The organism is Larkinella bovis, from assembly GCF_042655385.1.
In the GTDB taxonomy this organism is placed as follows: Bacteria; Bacteroidota; Bacteroidia; order Cytophagales; family Spirosomataceae; genus Larkinella; species Larkinella bovis.
In genome coordinates this window covers 91,624-110,864 of the sequence record NZ_JBHSMA010000016.1, presented here as the reverse complement: position 1 = coordinate 110,864, position 19,241 = coordinate 91,624, and the positions used below count along the sequence as shown (strand labels likewise).

The window sequence follows — 19,241 nt, the reverse complement described above, 5'->3', positions numbered from 1 at the left end:
TACGTAAAGAAGAGCGACACAAATTGGAAAGAAGCATGTATGATATCTGCACGATTGGACACATAACACTGGACAAGGTAGTTACCGGCCAGTCGGTTACCTATATGCCGGGGGGGACGGCCTTTTACTTTACCAAAGCACTGCGGCAGTTTGAGGTGCGTTACAAGCTCATTACGGCCCTGGCCGTTGAACAGCAGGCCGTGGTGGACGATATTCGCCGGGATGGGATGGATGTCGACGTGTTGCCCAGCGAGCATACGGTTTTCTTCGAGAACATTTACAGCCTCGATCAGGACTACCGGGAGCAGAATGTTCACCACACGGCCGCGCCTTTCGGGCTGGAGGAAATGCCCGCGGTCGACGCACGGATCTACCACCTGGGACCGTTGCTCGCCGACGATATTTCCGTGGAGCTGCTGAAAGCCCTGGCGCAAAAAGGGCTGGTGTCGCTGGACGCGCAGGGCTATTTGCGGTATGTGAGTAACAAAAAAGTGCTGTACCGCGACTGGATTGACAAGCGGGAAGCCTTGCCCCACGTGGCTATTCTGAAGGCGAATGAGCACGAGATGGAGGTCATGACCGGGCTGGACGATCCGTATGCAGGGGCTCGCTACCTGGCCGATCTGGGCGTTCGGGAAGTGATTATTACGCTCGGTAGCAAGGGGTCGATTGTTTACACGGGAAATGAGTTTTACAGCATTCCGGCTTTCGAACCGACCGCCGTGGTGGATGCCACTGGCTGCGGGGATACCTACATGGCGGGGTATCTCTGGAAAAAAATAAAGGGGGCTTCGGTACAGGAAGCCGGTGAGTTTGGTGCGGCCATGGCCACGCTCAAAATCGAATCGTCCGGTCCGTTTTCCGGAGCCGCCGAAACCGTGAATGACGTGCTGAAAAAACGGCGGGCGGGTAATTCCAAAAACAAAATGGCCTCTACGGTGTCTACTTTTCAGTAAAAGACTCTTTAGATCGGCAACAATGAAAAACGCGGGAATACTCATTTTACTTTTTACGTACGTTCAGGTCCTGTTCAATGGCAATGCTGCCGTGGCCCAAAAAGATGAACCCCGCCCCCGGACACCGTTGATGAGTCCGGACGCGTTTCCGGTTCCGAAGAAAACGCCCGGGCTGCTGTTTTACATTCAGCGGGACCCCAATACTAATACCATTTGCTACGAACTGAATGTCGACAAACAAGGAAAACTTGATAAAAATAACCCCGTTCATGGCTACTGGATTCGGTATCCTGAAGGGGGGCAGCGTAAAGAGTTAAACTTTATTCAGCGGAAGTTCGCTTACGGTATTAATTCCAAATCCATTGGGACTGATAGCTACGAATTACGCTCGGTCGCGTACAATAAAATACCGCTTTTTTTGCGGAAAAGCCCGGATAATCAATATCATATTTACGTTGATATTGACAAAACGGAGTGCATTTTAAATCGTATTTTTATTCGTATTGACGGCGGAACTTTCTGGCATCCGAACGTCCTGTATATTGAACTGAGGGGCGTTAATCCGGCCACGGGTAAAACCGTCATCCAACGTATCAAACCTTCCTGACATGGCTAAAAATTATGTCTCCAATTCCCAGGAATCGAGCCGGATGTTTGAAAGTGATTTCCTGGAAGTGTTTTCAAAAGTTCATTTCTGGGTACCGCTGGTTCTTTACATTCCGATCATTTTGTTTCTAACGTACCAGGGGTTATTCGTTGTTGGACTGGGTTGGCGGTTTCCCGAGCTTTTTGCTGCGGGTCTGTTCATCTGGACACTGACGGAATACGTCTTGCACCGGTTTGTGTTTCATTATGAACCGAAAAACAGGATGGGCAAACGTCTGCATTTCATTTTCCACGGGGTGCATCACGATTATCCCAACGATGCCAAACGATTGGTCATGCCGCCCTCGGCCAGTATTCCGCTGGCTACTGCGTTTTATTTCCTATTTGACTGGCTACTGCCCGCAACGTACAATTACGGTTTCTTCACGGGGTTCATTACGGGTTATTTGATCTATGATATGATGCATTACGCCATTCATCATTACAATTTTAAAAGTGCCCTGATGAAGAACATCAAAAAGCACCACATGCTACATCATTATTCCGATCCGGCGCACGGGTATGGGGTGAGTTCCGATTTTTGGGATCGGATTTTTCAGTCGGGCTTCAAGTATAAATCCTGATCGCGGGCGCTGAAACCGGTTGGCTCCCGGATTAATTTTCAGGAATCGTTATGGACGTACTGAGCGGCTGAATCGTATGCTGATCGTCATCGAGTAAAAAGGCTTCGTAACGACCGGGCGGCAACACGAAATCAGGGATGGAGCGGCTGATCAGTGCATGACCGACCGGATTCATCAACGCCAGTTTTCGCAGGGCTACCCGGAGCGTATGGAGGGGATTGATGTAGGGAAGATAATAACTGGTTTGGGCGTTACGAAGAACCAGGAAGGCGGTTCGCAAGTACGACAACCGTTGGTCGGGTTCGTTCACCGTGACCAGCAGGCCATCGAAAACCGGGCAGACGGTGGCGGGTAAAACCCCGGAAACACTACGAGCTTCTTGAATCGCCGGGGGCGGGGCGAGTATATGGCAGTCATAGGAAACTTCCATTTCGTTGGTCAGCGTCTGCCAGGCCTGCTCACCGATAATCGGGGGCAAAAAAAGTATCGAGCGATTGGTTTGCCAGTTGTAGGTGTCGGCTTGTAAGGACAGCGTATAGGAACGAAGGTCGTGATGAATGTATGCATACGTAGCCAGATTGCTGAGAACCGCCAGTAAAATACTCCCCAACACATACGATCTTTTCCATGTGCGTTCCCGCGCAAACAACAGTCCGGCCAGGTAGCAAAACGAAAGCGCAAACGAGGAATACTGCCGGTAATGCGCCACAATGTTATTCTGCCGATCGATCCCGCTGTAGCGATTGTAAATAATCAGCAATCCCGTCAACAGGATAAAACCGAGCATGGAAACCGCCGTCAGCAGAAGGTGGCGCCTGGCATCGGCTGATTGGGACGAAACCGGCGGGAGATACCACCGTTTCCAGTCAATTTGCGTGATCAATCGCCACAATAACCAGCCCGTAAACCCAATGATCAGCGAACCCACCGCTTGTGCCATGACCCGTCCGAAAGCCAGGTTGTTATTCGCGTAAGAGCCCATGATTTCGGCCAGAAACAGATAGGACGCAACGATTCGATCCTGAATAGGGACACTCGCGATGGTACCCACGTTCCATTGATAGTTGTGAAAATACGCCCCAAAAGACAGAACCGTCAGCAGCCCATAGCCAATGGCTAGCCGAAAACGGTGGGTCAGCCCGTAGATGACCGCCAGGATGGGCGGCAGAATCAGGCCATTCGTGCTGCTCAGGACACACAAAATGGCGGCCAGACCGGTTAGCCCTACGGCCAGTCGATCCGTTTTCCAGACGTAAAAGAAGGCGATATAGAAAAACAGTATCACGGCCTGATCGTGTATCCCGTAGGAAAATGCGACGGTATACGGCAAAAACTGATAGAGCAGAAACGCAATGGGAATTATGAATACCCAGTTGCGGGTAACACGGTATAGGCTAAACGTCAGATGGGCCGTGAAGAGAAAAAACAGACCATTGCTGAGCACGATGGGTACCCTGAAATCAAAAGGCCCCAATGCAGCCAGCAGCAAACCCGTTCCTTTCAGGAAAATGATCCGGTGATCGCTTTCCTGGTGCGTGCTTAAAACCAGCTGATCGATAAACGACCGGCCCTGCGCCCGTAGAAATACTTTATTGTACCAGAAATAGTCGTCGTAATAAGGAAAATTAACTAAGGAGGGAATCAGGACCGCCAGGTAGACCGCCATGGGAATTAGTACAATAAACAGCGAGAACCGGTTTATGTTCTTATGCGTAAAACGGGAATCGTTCATTGTGTCCGGAATGAGATAAGAAAAGGCGCATACCGTGGCCTGTAACGGGAAGAGAGTGCTTAGTAACACCGTTCAGACGGGCCGCGGGCTAAAACCAGGGAACGAAACAAAAATAAGTAGAAATTGGACATTTTGTAGCGCTGCCAAAATGATTTTAACGCCCTGGTCCGGCCCCTTTTATCGCCGGGGTGGCAGGGGCTGGATTATGGAACGGCTATCCGGAATATAAATAGGCAGTAGGCTTTGAAAATAAATTTATTACCTCAATTCTAGTTGTATTTTTGCCGTATTCAATGCCCTGCCATCTCTATGCCTGACTCACCCCCCCAACTTATTCGAATCGGAAGTGACAACTACACATTATCAAAACCGCAGAAAGAGTTTAACCGCCTGATTCGGAAAATCGAAACACTGGAGAAAGAACTGGCCGACTACCGGGTGGTTATAAGCCGGATTCAGGACCGTATCCGAACGGAACTGAATCCGTTGCAGACGGAATACCACCAGCAGAGGGCAGCCTTGGTTCGGCTTTTCGACCGGGCCTACGAATCCGGTTTGTTCAAAGCCAATGAACGCAAAAAGCTGGCCGATTTGATCCTGAACCTGGCGTTCGATCTCATTTCCGAACACGGGCTGGATGAACTGAAACCGGTGTATGATAAATACGACCCCGGCGGTTTTGACAGCACCAACGCCGAAGCGGATCAGAACGCTTCGGATGCCATGAGGCAACTCTATAGCGCAATGTTCGGGATTGAGTTCGAGGATGCGGAGGGAAGCTCACCCGAAAAATTGCAGGAGCAGTTGCGGAAAAAGCTCGAAGAGCAGCAGAAGGCCTGCGAAGAAGCCCAGCGGCAGACCAAAGAACACCGGGCTCAACGCCCCAAAACGGCCAAACAGCAGGACCGCGAGACCCGGAAGCAGCTGGAGGAGCGCAGCATCACGAAAGCCGTCCGGGCGGTTTATATGGATCTGGTGAAAGCTTTTCACCCCGACCGCGAGCCTGTTGAAGCCGAAAAACAGCGCAAAACGGAAGTGATGCACCGGATTACGGAAGCCTACGAAAAGAGTGATTTACTGGGGTTGCTGCGGTTGCAACTGGAATATAACCGAATCGATCAGGACCACCTCGAAAAACTGGCCGAGGAGCAGCTGAAGTATTACAACAAAATTCTGAAACAACAGGCGCAGGAACTGGATGAGCAATTATACGATCTGCAATCGCAGCTTTCGGCGGTGAGCGGAAAACCGCTGTATTTCGTCGCATCCTCCCTCAGCCTGGAACATAGTTTCAAAACCGATGTGCAGAATTTGAAACGAAGCCTTAAGAACCTCAAAAATGATATGGCAACGTTTCAGGATAATGCATTCCTGAAACAATGGCTGAAGGCTTACCGGATCCAGAAAGCGCCCGATTTCGATGGGTTTTAAGGGTCATTGATCCAGGTAGCGTTTCAAATCCGAAATAGACTGGATGCCGAGCTGATTGGCCTGCGCCTGGCGCATCATCAGCGCGTACGTATTGTTAAATCCCAGGGGTGTTAGCCAGCGCAACTGATACCGGTTCTGAAATTCACGACGGACATACTGATAAACCGCCTGCCGATTGGCTTTGAGCGAGTCGGCCTGCGCCGGTGGGGGTTGCAGAATCACCAGCAGACCGGTGCCGGTGTATTCGGGATAGAGATCAATTTGGCCGGCGTTCAGTGCATCGAAGCAGATTTTGGTGCCGCCCAGACCGGTTTTGGTAATCACCTGCAATGAGGTCCGGTTTTCAATCAATTGCCGGAGGATTTCGGCCAGAATGTATTGTTCCGTGAAAATTTTGGTGCCGATCACGACCTGCCCCCGCCGTTTCGCAGCGGTGGGCGGGCGTAAGAGCCGGTGTTGCTGCAAAAACCGCCGGGCTACCTCCTTCGGCGACTCGTGAAGGTAATCCGCGCGGTAGTTGAGGTCCGTCATGGCTGCGTCGGAAAGCCGTCCGGCGAGCAGATTGAGGGTCTGTGTTAGTTCCGGATAGTGGTCCAGAATAGCCTGCCGGGCAACCAGAGCGGCTTCGTAGGGCGGAAACGCTTTTTGGTCATCCTCCAGAACCCGCAGTTGAAAGGCCCGGATTCGTCCGTCGGTCGAATACCCACTGATGAGATCGACCTGCTGGCGAAAAACCGCTTCGTACATGAGATTCTGGTCGATGAGCCGGGGCCTTACCTGCAAACCGTAGGCCCGAATCAGGCCGGGATACCCATCGGACCGGCCGTAAAACTCGTGGGCAAAACCCGCTACCAGTTTTGCTTTCGGGTCAGTAGGTAACCAGTAAAAAGCGGACAGGAAAGGCAGCAGGAGCAGAAAAACCGCGGCTACCCGGCGGAGTCGAAGCCCCCGCAACTGTTGCAGCCGCGCCAGCAGGAAATCGAACAGCAGGGCGAGCAGGGCGGCAGGAATGGCCCCCGCCAAGACCATGTTCGTGTTGTTGAGCGCAATACCGCCGAAAATAAACTCGCCCAGACCGCCCGCAGCAATGTAAGCCGCCAGCGTGGCAACGCCAACATTAATTACCGTGGCCGTGCGAATGCCGGCAAAAATAACCGGTAAGGCCAGGGGTAACTCCAGGCTCATCAGCACCTGACGGGGCGTCATCCCCATGCCCCGGGCGGTTTCCTTCAGCGCCGGGCTGACTTCCTGAATGCCCACATAGGTGTTGCGGACGATGGGCAACAGGGCGTACAGAAACAGCGCCACCAACGCCGGACCGACACCAATCCCCAAGACCGGAATCAGAAAGCCCAGCAGCGCAATGCTCGGCACGGTTTGAAAAACGCCGATAACCGCCAGAACGATTACCGCGATTCTGGGCCGATACGTGATCAGAATTCCGGCCGGAAGCCCGATCAGCAGGGCGAGACAAAGCGACAGAAACGTCAGACCAAGGTGTGTCAGGGTTTGCTCGACCAGTTTGCCGCGTTGCTGAACCACGAAATCGAAAAAATCCTGCATGAATTCTGTTAGGTCGCTTCTACCTTCCAAACGGCTTCTCCGCTATCGCAGATCTGCCCGGTTTGATCCCATTTTAGTCCGTCTTTCAGCATTCTGGTTTTTTCAGTGCCACACTGAAAATTGCCGGTACCAAACGGCCCTCGTTTGAAGTAAATATACTTTTTCTTCTCTTCCAGGCTATTGCATAGAAAAAAATCGGTAGTGGTAGCCTGTACAAAAGTAACAGGTTTTGAATTTTCGAAACGAAACTTGCTTTTAGCCATGGGGATGATGGGTTAATTCGTGATCAATGGTTCGTAATGCTGGTCGAAAAAGGCAAATGAAAAACCGGCTTTGACGTGCCACATACTCTGGTTGAAATAGATGTTATAAGTATCCGATCCAAAATACCCGGCCTGGGCAAACAAGGCCGAATGTTTTGATTTGCCAAGAATGTAATAAAATGAAGCCCACAGATTCAGTCGGCGCTTCAGATTGAATTGCGCAATTCGATCCAGGGAAAAAGTATTACCCCGGTTATAGCGTGTGTCGGCGATATAATTCATGTTCAACGTAACCCGGAATTGCTCAAAAGCCGTTTCCGGCTTTAGCATACAAAACGTGTCAGTGCCTTTTATGTATTCCATTAAATTTCGGATTCGGATAAGGCCCACGCGTACATTAATCCGGTGCCTCCCGTACATACCCAATGAATCAAAAACCGAATTCGATAATGATTTTGGATGCCATTCATACCCTATTCGCCAGTATAAATCCCATTTTTTTTGCGTTTTAAAATAGAGCAAATCACCCGGTTTGGCAGCATTTCGCAGCGCCCGGTTTTCCGGTGAAATCAGGAGGTCGGTTCGGCCCAGCGTCCATTTGCCACCGACAATGAATTCAGCAATTACATTTTCAGAAAAATTGCCGTTGTAGATGTTTACCTCGCCGGGCCGTCGAACCGTATCGATTTCGGAACCATCCTGGCCGTTGGAATGATGAAATACGTACAGTCCGGTAAACCAGCGGGGCGCATTGACATTCTTCCACCACTGGCGAAAAGAGCGGTAATAAGCAATTCCGGGCATGGCGCTGGGCGTTCGGACCGGGAGCGAATAATCACCTTTGGGCCCAAAAGGCACCTGGATGTCGTCCTGGAAAATTCGTACCTGAAACCGGGGAATGACCTGGACATGATTGAGGCCAAACCGCTTGCCGCCGATGGCAATGGGCAATTGCAAATCGGAATCGAGGATAAAATTCTTCTTTTGGTATCCTAGATCCATGATAGTCCAGGTTGCCAGACTTGTCACGGTAGAAGGTTCCTGTAGAACAACCATCGTTCGCTGGAAATCCTCATTCTGATCCCACCTGATTAATTGCTGTTTTAATGAGGCATCAAGGGTATCGGGGTTCGTAAAACCAGCGCCAAAACTGCCTTGCTGAAGCGGGTTTTCATGACAAAGTATATAGTGGCTGATCTGCGCGTTCGCGATAAAAAAATGCAGTAGTAAAATCAGAAGAACGGATATGTTTTTCATCTCATAGCAGGATTGGATTTTCAAAATACTACTTCGTACGCCAGCAGATATGAACGGAGACTACAGAGGCACTTTCGACCAATACTTGAAAAACTAAGCGTATAGAGCTATAAGATAGGCCTGGCTCAGTAATTCAGTATTTTATGAGAAATAAGCTGCGTCGAAAAGCAGGGAAACGGCCAGGTATACGAATGCGTTCTGGCGATGGGGGCTAGTTGAAATGATAGACAAGGTACCCTTTTTACGAAACGAAGTCAAGCCGAAAAAATCGTGCGGACACGAAAGTTGTCCGGCTTTTATAATCCGGTCAAAAGGGCGGTTTTAAAAGCCATCGGCCGGTCAGAAAGATGCCTGTCGAACGAATTGATGAAAGGCTGTCCAGAGACCGGCCGGCCGGATGCGGATCGACCTTTCTGCTCCCGGCAAACGGACCGACCCGGTTTTGGTCAGGTGAGCCAGGGCGTCGTGCAAGCTGGTTTCGCGCGGTAGAACACGGTCCTCAATTTCTGCCGGTTCGTCAGGGAGATGGGCTTCCAGATCGCCGATGGTGACGACCTGCAGCTGCAACGCCAGCCACTGATCGCCCAAAAAACGCTGCACAAACGCATGGGCCGGTTTTAGCACTAACTCTTTCGGTGTCCCGATCTGCCGGATTTTCCCGTCGTCCATCACGGCAATCCGGTCGCCCAGTTCAAGGGCCTCCCGGATATCGTGAGTGACCAGGATAACGGTTTTTTGACGTAACTCGTCCAGATTCCGGAACTCCTGCCGAATCTCGGCCCGGGTGATGGGGTCGAGTGCTCCCAGCGGTTCATCCATGAGCAGAATGGGAGGATGTGCGGCCAGCGCCCGGGCCAGCCCGACGCGTTGGCGTTGTCCTCCGCTCAACTGGTCGGGATAGGCCGTAAGGATTTTTTCGGGCAGTCGCAGCATCGCCAGCAGTTCGAGCGTCCGGTTTTGAATGCGGTTTTTGTCCCAGTGGAGCAGCCGGGGCACAATAGCAATATTCTCGCGAACGGTATAATGCGGAAATAACCCGGTTTCCTGAACGACGTAGCCAATACTGCGGCTTAATTCGTGCGGCACCTGCCGGCGGGTGTCAACGCCGTTGATTTCCACCGACCCGGTGGTCGGTTCGATCAGACGATTGATCATTTTCAGGGTGGTGGTCTTGCCCGAACCGCTCGTGCCCAGCAACACCAGCGTTTCCTGCTCCTGCACGGTGAACGAAACGTCGTCAACGGCGGTGTGATTTGGGTAGCGTTTGCTCAGGTGCCGGACGTCGATCATTGGGGGGCGGTTTACGGGTTGCGGTTTTCAGTTTACGGTGGTCAGTTTTCAGTTGAGAGAGGGGGGCAAAACCTTACATCTTTTTTACCCCAAGCCCCTAAACCGTCAATGGTAAACCATGGCCTCAACCTTCGGTGAGGTTCCTGGTTGATCGAAAAATTGTATCAGTATTAAATAAAGAAGTATAAGACCGGCACGGTCGCAATTTATACTTTTACAAGGAAGCGACATGCCAGCGGTGATTGACCATCATGGTTGGCGCTAATTAGTTGATTCTTTGACGAAATAGCAAATCAAGGTGATGTTTTCGTCGATTGAACCGGCGGACAGATGCCTCGCTCGATACGTTTAAAATAGACAATTCGTCTTTACCCTTTTACCCTTGAAAGTTCATAAACTCTATCCCTGGCTGATCGTTGCCCTGCTCTGCGTGGTGGGGGCCTTGAATTATCTGGACAGAATGATGCTTACCACCATGCGCAGCTCGCTCGTGGAAGCCATTCCGATGACCGATGCCCAGTTTGGTTTGCTAACCGCGGTATTCCTGTGGATCTACGGAATCCTGAGTCCGTTTGCGGGCTTCCTGGCCGACCGGTTTAGCCGGAGCCGGGTCATTATTGGAAGCCTTTTTGTCTGGTCGGCGGTAACCTGGCTTACGTCCTACGCCACCAGTTTCGAATCGCTGCTGGTCACCCGGGCCCTGATGGGCATCAGCGAGTCGTGTTATGCCCCGGCGGCCGTCGCACTGATCATGGATTACCACCGAGGCTCCACCCGCTCGCTGGCTAACGGGATTCACATGGCCGGTATTATGGTCGGTCAAAGCATGGGCTTTGTCGGTGGCTGGCTGGCCACCGATCATAGCTGGAACTATCCCTTTTTCATTTTCGGGATGATCGGAATCGGATACGCGGTGATTCTTCTCTTTTCGCTTAAAGATGCGCCAAAACAACCGTCAACCCTAGCCCAGGGCCTTCAGCAACCCGAAAAGGTACAGTTTCGGGCGGCCGTCAAAGACCTCCTGGGGCGTCGTGGTTTTATTCTTGCTTTAACCTGCTGGAGTCTGCTTGGAATCATCGGATGGATGATCGTAGGATGGCTCCCTACTTATTTTAAAGAAAACTTCAACCTTTCCCAAACCATGGCGGGTGTCTACTCAACCGGCTATTTTCACGCGGCCTCGCTCCTTGGCGTGATCACGGGCGGTATCCTGGCGGACCGCTGGGCCCGTAAAAACCCCCGAGGGCGAATTTTAGTGCCGGTAGTCGGTTTATGCCTGGCGGCTCCCGCGATTTTTCTGGCTAGTCATACCTCCATCCTGTCGGTGGCCATTGGCTGCTTTATGCTGTATTCGTTTACACGCATCTTCACCGACGGCAACATGATGCCCATTCTGTGCCTGATCACCGATGAGCGCTACCGGGCAACCGCCTACGGGATATTGAACTTCTTCAGCTGCATTATCGGAGGCATCGGACTGTATGCCGGCGGTGCGCTGCGGGATGCCCAGGTTGACCTGTCTACGGTATTTCAAACGGGTGCCGTACTGCTGGCGTTGTGCGCCTTTCTATTATACAGAATACAACCGACCCCGGAATCCATCACGGTCCAACAAAACGATCAAAAGGAATCAGCCTTGTAAAAATTATGAAATACAATTCTGAACTCACTGCTACCGACCATCAATTAAGTGTGTCTTCGTTACAAGGCTTTATGCCCGACGAAATTTATGACATTCACACCCATCCGTATCATCCTGCTCACTTTGCTCCGGACACGTTTCCGTTTCTCAAAGACACCGGGGTTTTAGCTTGTCAACAACACCGGGACGCTCTTCTTCAATATATGCCGGTAAAGACGATCTACGGTCTTTATTTTGGAATGCCCCATAAAAATGCCGCTCGTCCGGCAATGAATAGCTGGGTTGGCACCGAAGTGAAGGAAAACGGGACTGCACTGAGCCGGGCCCTGATGGTGGTCTCTCCGCAGGATGCACCCGAACAGGTCGCCCGTGATCTACGGAGCGGGTTGTTTTGCGGGGTCAAGGTGTACCATTGCTATGCCAGCCGCCCCGATACCATGAACGCTTCCCTGACGGAGTATGTCCCCGAATGGCTTTGGGAATTGCTCCATGAAATCAACGGGGTTCTCTTGCTGCATATTGTCCGGGACGGAGCCATGGAGGACCCGGACAACCAGCGGGAAGTAAGACGGCTTTGCCGAACGTACCCCAATGTAAAACTGATCCTGGCCCATGTTGGCCGCAGTTTCAACTACCGCAACGCCCGCAGCGGGTTGTATTCGGTGGTGGATCTCGACAACGTGGTAATTGATACCTCCGCCGTAACCGAATCAGAGTCATTCGCTGCCGCACTGCGCATTCTGGGGCCACGACGCGTGCTTTGGGGATCTGATTTTCCCGTCAGCGAGCTGCGGGGCAGATGTGTTACGACGGGCGCCTATTTCTTCTGGCTCCACCCCGAGCTAATTGATCCCAAACACCGACCGCCGACGACAAGTGAAATGACCCTGGTAGGCATCGAGTCGCTGCTGACCCTCCGGGAAGCCTGTGAGGATGCCGGTTTGACCCAACAGGATGTCAGCGATCTATTTTTGAACAATGCCCTTCGGTTACTGAAACCGCATCTTCCCCAAGCAGCCGTACCGCAGGAAGAAACGGGGCCAGCGTTGTGGAAACACGCGCGCGAAGTGATTTCCGGCGGAACCGGGCTCCTTTCCAAGCGGGCCGAAATGTTTGATCAGCACCAGTGGCCTGCTTATTTTTCCAAGTCATCGGGTTGCGAGGTGTGGGATATGGCCGGTCGGCGTTACCTTGATTTTGCCGGCGGAATTGGGGCGGTTCTGCTGGGTTATGCGGATCCGGATGTCAATGCAGCGGTACAACGAAGAGTACTGTTAGGCTCCTACTCCTCACTGGTCAATCCGCAGGAAGTCGAGTTGGCCGACCTCCTGCTGGAACTGCACCCCTGGGCGGGAAAAGTACGCTATGCCCGGGGAGGAGGTGATGCCCTGGTTCAGGCGGTACGAATCGCGCGGGCGGCCACGGGTAAAAGCGGTATCGCGTTTTGTGGCTATCACGGCTGGCACGACTGGTACCTGGCTGCCAACCTGAGCGATGATACGGCGCTGGATGGGCACCTGTTACCGGGTCTGGAACCCAAAGGGGTGCCCCGGGAGCTTCGCGGAACCTCGGTTCCTTTTCGGTACAATGATTTCGAATCCTTTGAAGCGGCTTTGAATAAACTCGGAAATAACCTGGCCGGAGTGGTGATGGAACCGATGCGCTCGCAATATCCGCAGGATGATTTTTTAAACCGCGTCGCAGCCCGCTGCCGGGAATCAGGCGCCGTCTTCGTGGTCGACGAGGTGACCAGCGGTTTACGCTACGGTTTTCCGGGGGCGCTGTCCAAACTCGGTGTAGAGCCTGATCTGGCGGTGTACGCCAAAGCCATGAGCAACGGTTTTCCGTTCGGGGTGGTGATTGGCCGCGACGACATCATGCAGAAAGCCGATGCAAGCTTCATCTCTTCCAGTTACTGGACCGACGGCGTTGGTACGGCTGCGGCACTCGCGGTGCTCAAAAAAATGAAGGCGCTGAATGCCCACGAAACCGTTTGGAACAAGGGAGTGGCCTGGAAAGAAGCGCTGGAAACGATTGCCGCGCGCTATCCGGGCTGCGGTTTGCTGGTCGGTGGGATGCCTGTGTCACCTTCGCTTCAGTTTCAGTTGGGGCAGCATTCTGGGTTGGTGAAGACCAGGTTCATCGCTAAAATGCTGGAAAAAGGAATTTTGGCTTCATCCGCGCTGTACCTCATGGTTGCCCATCAAGACCAGCATATCCAGGCGTTTCTGGAAGCATTTGAGCAGGCTTTAAAGGAATTGGAACCGGAAATTCTGGGTGGGCTGGAAAATAGCCGCCATGATGGGCAAAATCAGTTGGGGTTCGCTCGACTGGCCTGACCGGTTCCTCTGTCCATTAAAAAACAGCCCATGGTTTCGAATTTACAAAACAGAAGCAAAGGTCATAAACCGAATCTAAAACGATCTTGCAATGGGACTGTATTAATACCGAAAACTTTAAATTGGATTAAAGTACACACCGATTCCAAACCAGCGGGTTTTCTGGCTCTCATACACACTGTAGGGCCGGAAACCCGTATAACTTTCGAGCAGGAAGGTGAAGTTGTTGGCCGTACGGCCCAGTTCCAGGCCAATACCGGCTTTGATGCCGGGCCGGAAATCGGTTTGTTGCCAGACTTTCAGGTCGATGCCACCGGCTAGTCGGGCGAAAGCCTGCGACGGTTTTCGGTAGAAAAAACCGGCTTCGGCGCTGAGTCGCTTGCGCTCTTCCGGTTTTCGCAGGCCGATGCCGACCCCAATATATTTTCGCAATCCCTGCCGTTCGTGGTTGTAGGTTACATCCACCAGTTCGTAATTGACCGGATTCGGCAGGTAATAGTTGATCTGATTCCGAAACAGGTAATCGTCGCCGAGGTGCGACGACAGGTGGTAGAGCCGAAACCGCCAGCTGTGCTGCCGGATTTTGAGGTTATACAGGAAACTCAGCCGGTAATCCGTGTTCATCAACTGACGGCGCTGTTTGTTCTGAACCGGATCGTGGTATACTTCGAACTGCGTGAACGAGGCCACATCGAACGAAAGTTCGCTGCTTCGTTCGGCGGATTTATACCAGCGGATGATCGGTTTTCGCAATCCAAACGTGAAGGGAACAAGAGAACCGTTGTATTTTTTGCCATCCATCCAGTAGCCGGGCAGCACACTGACGCTCGTTTGCGCTTCGAGAGGGTCGAGCAGAATCGGCTCGAAAAGGTGTCCCTTCGGCAGAAATTCCCGGCGCGGGTATTGGGTCTGAACGGGCATCGACTGGCGGATCACCAACGTGTCGGGCACATCCTGCGCCAGCGCACCGAGGGAACAAAGGAAGAGGAGAAAAGGCAGTGAGAAACGGTTCATCATGCAGTAAAACCTCCGGTTAGTACGCTGTTTGGGCGTTTCGGATTACAAATCCTGAAGCAGGGTTGGTCTGGATTGGTAAATCCAGACCAGCTTCCCGCCATTCTGCGTTGTGGTAGTCGGCGAAAAGAACCGTCAGGCGTCCACCACGGTTTTTTTCAAGTCCGCGTAATGTTTATAGAAATACGGAATGGTTTCGATTCCCTTGTAGAAATTGAACAAACCGTAGCTTTCGTTCGGCGAATGCAGGGCGTCGATGTCCAGCCCAAAACCCATCAGAATGGATTTGACACCCAACTCTTTTTCAAACAGCGCGACAATCGGAATGCTGCCACCACCCCGGGTGGGAATGGCCTCTTTGCCCCAGGCTTCGCGGAAGGCGCGCCGGGCCGCTTCAAATTCCACCGAATCCGTAGGCGTTACGTACGGTTGCCCGCCGTGGTGGGGCGTTACGGTTACGGTGACGGTCGGCGGAGCGATGGCTTTAAAGTGGTTGGTAAACAGCGCCGTAATTTCGTCGGGGTCCTGACGGGGGACCAGCCGCATGCTGATTTTGGCCTGCGCTTTGCTCGGCAGGACGGTTTTTGCGCCTTCGCCGGTATACCCTCCCCAGATGCCGTTGACGTCGAGCGTGGGCCGGATCGAAGCCCGTTCGGGGGTCGAGTAGCCTTCTTCGCCGAAAACCGCCTTCAGGTTCAGATCCCGTTTGTATTCTTCTTCGTCGAACGGTGCTTCGGCCAGGGCAGCCCGTTCGTCGGCGCTCAGTTCGTCGACCTTATCGTAAAAACCGGGGATCGTGATGCGACCTTTTTCGTCGTGCAGCGACGCGATCAGCTGGCAAAGCACGTTGACCGGATTGTGTACGGCCCCGCCATAAACGCCCGAATGCAGGTCGCGGTTGGGTCCGACCACCTCGACTTCGACGTACGACAATCCCCGCAAACCGGCTTCGATCGACGGCACGTCGTTCGCAATGATGCTGGTGTCCGAAATCAGGATGACGTCGCATTTCAGCATATCGCGGTGTTCAGTCACAAACTGCCCCAGGTGTTCGGAGCCGATTTCTTCCTCGCCCTCGATCATGACCTTCACGTTGCAGGGCAATCCGTCGGTTGCCAGCATGGCTTCGAGGGCTTTCACGTGCATGTAAAACTGGCCTTTGTCGTCGCAGGCGCCCCGGGCGTAGATGCGCTCGTTGCGGATCGTCGGCTCGAAAGGCGGGGTGTACCAGAGTTCGTACGGGTCGGCGGGCTGCACGTCGTAGTGGCCGTACACCAATACCGTCGGCAGCGATTCGTCGATCAGTTTTTCGGCGTACACCACCGGATGCCCGGCGGTTTCGTAGAGGGCGGCCTTGTCGAGACCGGCCGCGGTCAGTTTTTCTTTGACAAACTCGGCTGTCCGGCGCATGTCCGGTTTGAATTGGGAGTCGGCGCTCACGGACGGAATCCGGAGCAGGTCGAGGAGTTCGTTCAGAAACCGCTCTTTATGGTCAGCAAAATAGGTCGATAACATAGAATTAACGGTTTTTCGCCGGCTGGGCGAAGAAAAAGCTATAAAAAACAACGCCCCGAAGTTAATCACTTCGGGGCGTCCTGCAATCGCAATATCCTGAAACTTATTCGTCGTCTTCTTTCTTCCGGAATTTAATCAACTGGGTCCGGTTTTCCTGGCCATTCAGCAAACGGGTGATGTTTTTCTGGTGCGTCAACACCACAAACAGAAACACCACAACCCCGAAAACAATCAACAACGGATGTTCTTTCTGGCCGAAAGCCTGGAGCAGCAGCAAAACCGGGAATGCCAGCGCGGCCATCATGGAGCCCAGCGAAACATACTGCGACGCAATTACGACCACCAGAAAAATACCGATGCAGACGGCGGCTACCTCCGGGTGAATGGCCAGCACCATGCCCAGCAGCGAAGCAACACCTTTACCGCCTTTAAAATCAGCCCAGATCGGGAAACAGTGTCCGATGACGGCCACAAGACCAAAAACCAGCTTGAAGGTCAGAATTTCGTGGGTTCCGATGACGTCGAAATACCACAGCAGCGAAGAAAGGATGGTCGCCGTATAGCCTTTCAGCACGTCGATCAGCATCACAACCGTTCCGGCCCGTTTGCCCAGCACCCGGAAGGTGTTGGTGGCACCGGCGTTCCCACTGCCGTATTTGCGGATATCTAACCCAAAAAAACCCTCTCCATACCAAACCGCAGTTGGAATGGAACCCAGCAGGTAAGCCAGTAATGTCGTCGCAATTATCAATAATACGTTCATTCAAAATCTACCGCTTCGGCGGTGCGATTAACATTGAGTATTAACTACCAAAACCATTCAAAAAATGGAATTGCACGGACTTAAATGTAGGGATACTTGGTGGGTAATGAAAGATCCTGAACTACAAATTTACGCAAAAAAACGACTTGATGACCGTTTAATAACATAAGAATGATGAAAAATATTCATTTAATCACGTTTTTGCAACCCCAAAATCAGGTGAATGTTTAAATTCCGCGTACAGTCCTATTTTAAGAGACGATATTTGGACAAAATTTATACAGATTGCCCTTGTTTTTCCCTATCCGGCTGTTTGAGAGGATAAAAAAAATAACTACGGAGTTTTGGAGCCTGCACCCGCTTCGCGGACGGCAAAGCGCCGAAAACCGAACCGGCACTTTTTTAGAGACCTGCCTGCGTTCTGGCACATAAATCGTAGCTATCCAGAGAACCCGAAGGGGCAGCATAGCTGGCCTGGCCCTATCCGTATGCAGGCACTCAGGCCGGTTAGGCCAACTAAAACGAGTGCTATGTTGAACGTATATATAATTACGTTACTATTGTTATATCTTGTTAAAATATCTTTTCCATCTTCTAAACGCGTTATACCATGAAAGCCGACATCCGTATCAGCGAAAGCAACACGCAGGAAGTAGCCTTGATTCTTAACAAATTACTGGCCGATGAACACATCCTGCTCATCAAAACCCGCAATTACCATTGGAACATTGAAGGGAGCAATTTTATGGAGATGCACAAATTTTATGAAACTCTCTATACGGAACTGGACGCCATCATCGATGAGGTAGCTGAACGCGTGCGGATGATTGGCCATTATGCCGAAGGCCGGTTGAAAGATTTTCTGAAGCTCACGAACCTGGAAGAAGAGGAGTATACCAGCGATCAACAGCGGCAGTTGCGGCATTTGCTGGACGACCACCAGACGCTTATTCACCTGATTCGGAACCAGATCGAAGCCGTAGAGGAAACGTACAAAGATGCCGGTACGGCTGATTTTCTGACCGGTTTGCTGAAGAAACACGAGCAGTGGGCCTGGATGCTGCGGGCCTACTTGAAGTAAAGCCAGTCTCATTCTGCCAGGAACCCGGGTGTTGGTTGCCCTTCGTAACGGAATGGGGAGCGAAAACCGGCTGCCTTTATTCCTGAAAGGCCATCGGATGGGCAAAAGGATAAAACCGCCCCTGGGTCTGTCCGTGCCGTAAAAGCGTATGGATCGACTTCCCGTTGTGCTTCAAGGCCAGCGGGGAAGTCGATCCATCTTTTTAGCGGTTTCGTTACGAAAAAGCCTGGGGCGGGGGCGATGCGCCGGCGGGGCGGGATTTGTCGTCGGGCAGGGGAACAAACTCTTTGTTGTCGTTGGGTGGTAACTCGATCCGCCCCGCCTGCCAGTCGGCTTTGGCCTGTTCGATGCGTTCCGGGCGCGACGACACGAAGTTCCACCAGATGTAGCGTTCGCCCAGCGGCTCTCCGCCCAGCAGCATCAACGTACTGGTTTCGCGGGCTACGATGACCGGATCAATCCCGGGGGTAAACACCAGCAACTGGCCGACGCCGTACGGCGTCCCGTTGACTTCCACGCTGCCTTTGGCCACGTAAGCGCCCCGCTCCGGATAGCCCAGCGGCAGGCCGAACCGTGTCCCGGCCTGCAACACGACGTGGGCATAAAACAGGGGCGAATGTGTTTTTACCTCGTTCTGGAGCCCAAACGCCTGGCCGGCAATGAGCCGCAGCCAGATGCCTTTGTCCGTAAAAATGGGTAATTCGTCGGGCTGGTAGTTGTCGAAGCTGGGGGCACTTTCTTCATAGGCTTCGGGGAGGGCAACCCAGGTCTGAATCATTTCCAGCGAGCCGCCCGCCAGCGTGGCCGGGTCTTCGAACCGCTCGGAATGGGCAATGCCCCGGCCCGCCGTCATCCAGTTGACTTCGCCCGGCCGGATCACCTGCCGAACGCCCAGACTGTCGCGGTGGGTCACCTGCCCGTCGAACAGGTAGCTGACGGTCGAAAGGCCAATGTGGGGATGGGGCAGTACGTCCATCGCCGGAATCTGCTCGGGCGTAAACGTCACCGGACCCCCGTGATCCATGAAAATAAACGGGCCGAGCATGCGTCGCAGCCGGTAGGGCAGAATGCGCCGGACGTGAAAACCGTTGCCGAGGGAGGCTGAACGGGCGTCGATGATCTGATCTAACATAAGACAGGAAGGGAAACGCAGGGGCCGTAAAAGA

15 protein-coding genes are annotated in these 19,241 nt (G+C 52.7%); 7 read left to right on the top strand and 8 right to left on the bottom strand.

Annotation, left to right across the window (positions count from 1 at the left end):
• Positions 1-35 precede the first annotated feature (35 nt).
• From ACFPMF_RS26370 to ACFPMF_RS26360, 3 genes are read left to right on the top strand one after another with little or no spacing between them, the layout of a single operon-like run.
• Complete coding sequence (locus tag ACFPMF_RS26370) at positions 36-956, top strand: PfkB family carbohydrate kinase (protein ID WP_379850844.1); 921 nt, start codon at positions 36-38, stop codon at positions 954-956.
• 22 nt (positions 957-978) lie between these two features.
• Positions 979-1,563 (top strand): DUF4833 domain-containing protein, encoded by a 585-nt coding sequence (locus ACFPMF_RS26365; protein ID WP_379850842.1) that lies wholly within the window; start codon positions 979-981, stop codon positions 1,561-1,563.
• Position 1,564: 1 nt separating this feature from the next.
• Entirely contained in the window at positions 1,565-2,185 is a 621-nt protein-coding gene (locus ACFPMF_RS26360) for a sterol desaturase family protein (RefSeq protein WP_379850840.1), read from the top strand.
• Between the two features lie 31 nt (positions 2,186-2,216).
• Here ACFPMF_RS26360 and ACFPMF_RS26355 read toward each other — a convergent pair whose 3' ends face one another.
• Positions 2,217-3,917 (bottom strand): hypothetical protein, encoded by a 1,701-nt coding sequence (locus tag ACFPMF_RS26355; protein WP_379850838.1) that lies wholly within the window; start codon positions 3,915-3,917, stop codon positions 2,217-2,219.
• A 309-nt stretch (positions 3,918-4,226) separates the two neighbouring features.
• Here ACFPMF_RS26355 and ACFPMF_RS26350 point away from each other — a divergent pair, with 309 nt between their 5' ends.
• Positions 4,227-5,348, top strand: a complete 1,122-nt coding sequence (locus ACFPMF_RS26350; protein WP_379850836.1) for a hypothetical protein — start codon at positions 4,227-4,229, stop codon at positions 5,346-5,348.
• A 3-nt stretch (positions 5,349-5,351) separates the two neighbouring features.
• Here the strand turns inward: ACFPMF_RS26350 and ACFPMF_RS26345 are convergent, their stop codons facing one another.
• From ACFPMF_RS26345 to ACFPMF_RS26335, 3 genes are all read right to left on the bottom strand, one after another.
• Positions 5,352-6,911 carry an ABC transporter permease/substrate-binding protein gene (locus tag ACFPMF_RS26345; protein ID WP_379850834.1) on the bottom strand — a complete coding sequence of 520 codons (1,560 nt, stop codon included), beginning with the start codon at positions 6,909-6,911 and terminating at the stop codon, positions 5,352-5,354.
• A gap of 275 nt (positions 6,912-7,186) precedes the next feature.
• A complete protein-coding gene (locus ACFPMF_RS26340) occupies positions 7,187-8,431 on the bottom strand; it encodes a hypothetical protein (protein ID WP_379850832.1) in 1,245 nt (414 codons plus the stop codon).
• Positions 8,432-8,770: 339 nt separating this feature from the next.
• The gene (locus tag ACFPMF_RS26335) at positions 8,771-9,721 is read right to left on the bottom strand and encodes an ABC transporter ATP-binding protein (RefSeq protein WP_379850830.1); all 951 of its coding nucleotides are present in this window, start codon (positions 9,719-9,721) and stop codon (positions 8,771-8,773) included.
• Between the two features lie 382 nt (positions 9,722-10,103).
• Between ACFPMF_RS26335 and ACFPMF_RS26330 the strand changes: the two genes are divergently transcribed.
• Complete coding sequence (locus ACFPMF_RS26330; protein WP_379850828.1) at positions 10,104-11,363, top strand: MFS transporter; 1,260 nt, start codon at positions 10,104-10,106, stop codon at positions 11,361-11,363.
• Between the two features lie 5 nt (positions 11,364-11,368).
• A complete protein-coding gene (locus tag ACFPMF_RS26325) occupies positions 11,369-13,702 on the top strand; it encodes an aminotransferase class III-fold pyridoxal phosphate-dependent enzyme (protein ID WP_379850826.1) in 2,334 nt (777 codons plus the stop codon).
• 117 nt (positions 13,703-13,819) lie between these two features.
• Here the strand turns inward: ACFPMF_RS26325 and ACFPMF_RS26320 are convergent, their stop codons facing one another.
• The 3 genes from ACFPMF_RS26320 to plsY all read right to left on the bottom strand — a co-directional run bounded on the left by ACFPMF_RS26320 (position 13,820) and on the right by plsY (position 16,994).
• Positions 13,820-14,719: a DUF1207 domain-containing protein gene (locus ACFPMF_RS26320; RefSeq protein WP_379850824.1), complete on the bottom strand. Its 900-nt coding sequence runs from the start codon at positions 14,717-14,719 to the stop codon at positions 13,820-13,822.
• A gap of 132 nt (positions 14,720-14,851) precedes the next feature.
• Positions 14,852-16,231 carry a dipeptidase gene (locus ACFPMF_RS26315; RefSeq protein WP_379850822.1) on the bottom strand — a complete coding sequence of 460 codons (1,380 nt, stop codon included), beginning with the start codon at positions 16,229-16,231 and terminating at the stop codon, positions 14,852-14,854.
• A gap of 103 nt (positions 16,232-16,334) precedes the next feature.
• Entirely contained in the window at positions 16,335-16,994 is a 660-nt protein-coding gene (gene plsY, locus ACFPMF_RS26310; protein WP_379850820.1) for a glycerol-3-phosphate 1-O-acyltransferase PlsY, read from the bottom strand.
• 610 nt (positions 16,995-17,604) lie between these two features.
• On the opposite strand from plsY, the gene ACFPMF_RS26305 reads away from it, so the two are divergent.
• Positions 17,605-18,075, top strand: coding sequence for a Dps family protein (locus ACFPMF_RS26305; RefSeq protein ID WP_379850818.1), 471 nt, complete (start codon positions 17,605-17,607; stop codon positions 18,073-18,075).
• Between the two features lie 214 nt (positions 18,076-18,289).
• Here the strand turns inward: ACFPMF_RS26305 and ACFPMF_RS26300 are convergent, their stop codons facing one another.
• Entirely contained in the window at positions 18,290-19,207 is a 918-nt protein-coding gene (locus ACFPMF_RS26300; protein ID WP_379850816.1) for a pirin family protein, read from the bottom strand.
• Between the last annotated feature and the right edge of the window lie 34 nt (positions 19,208-19,241).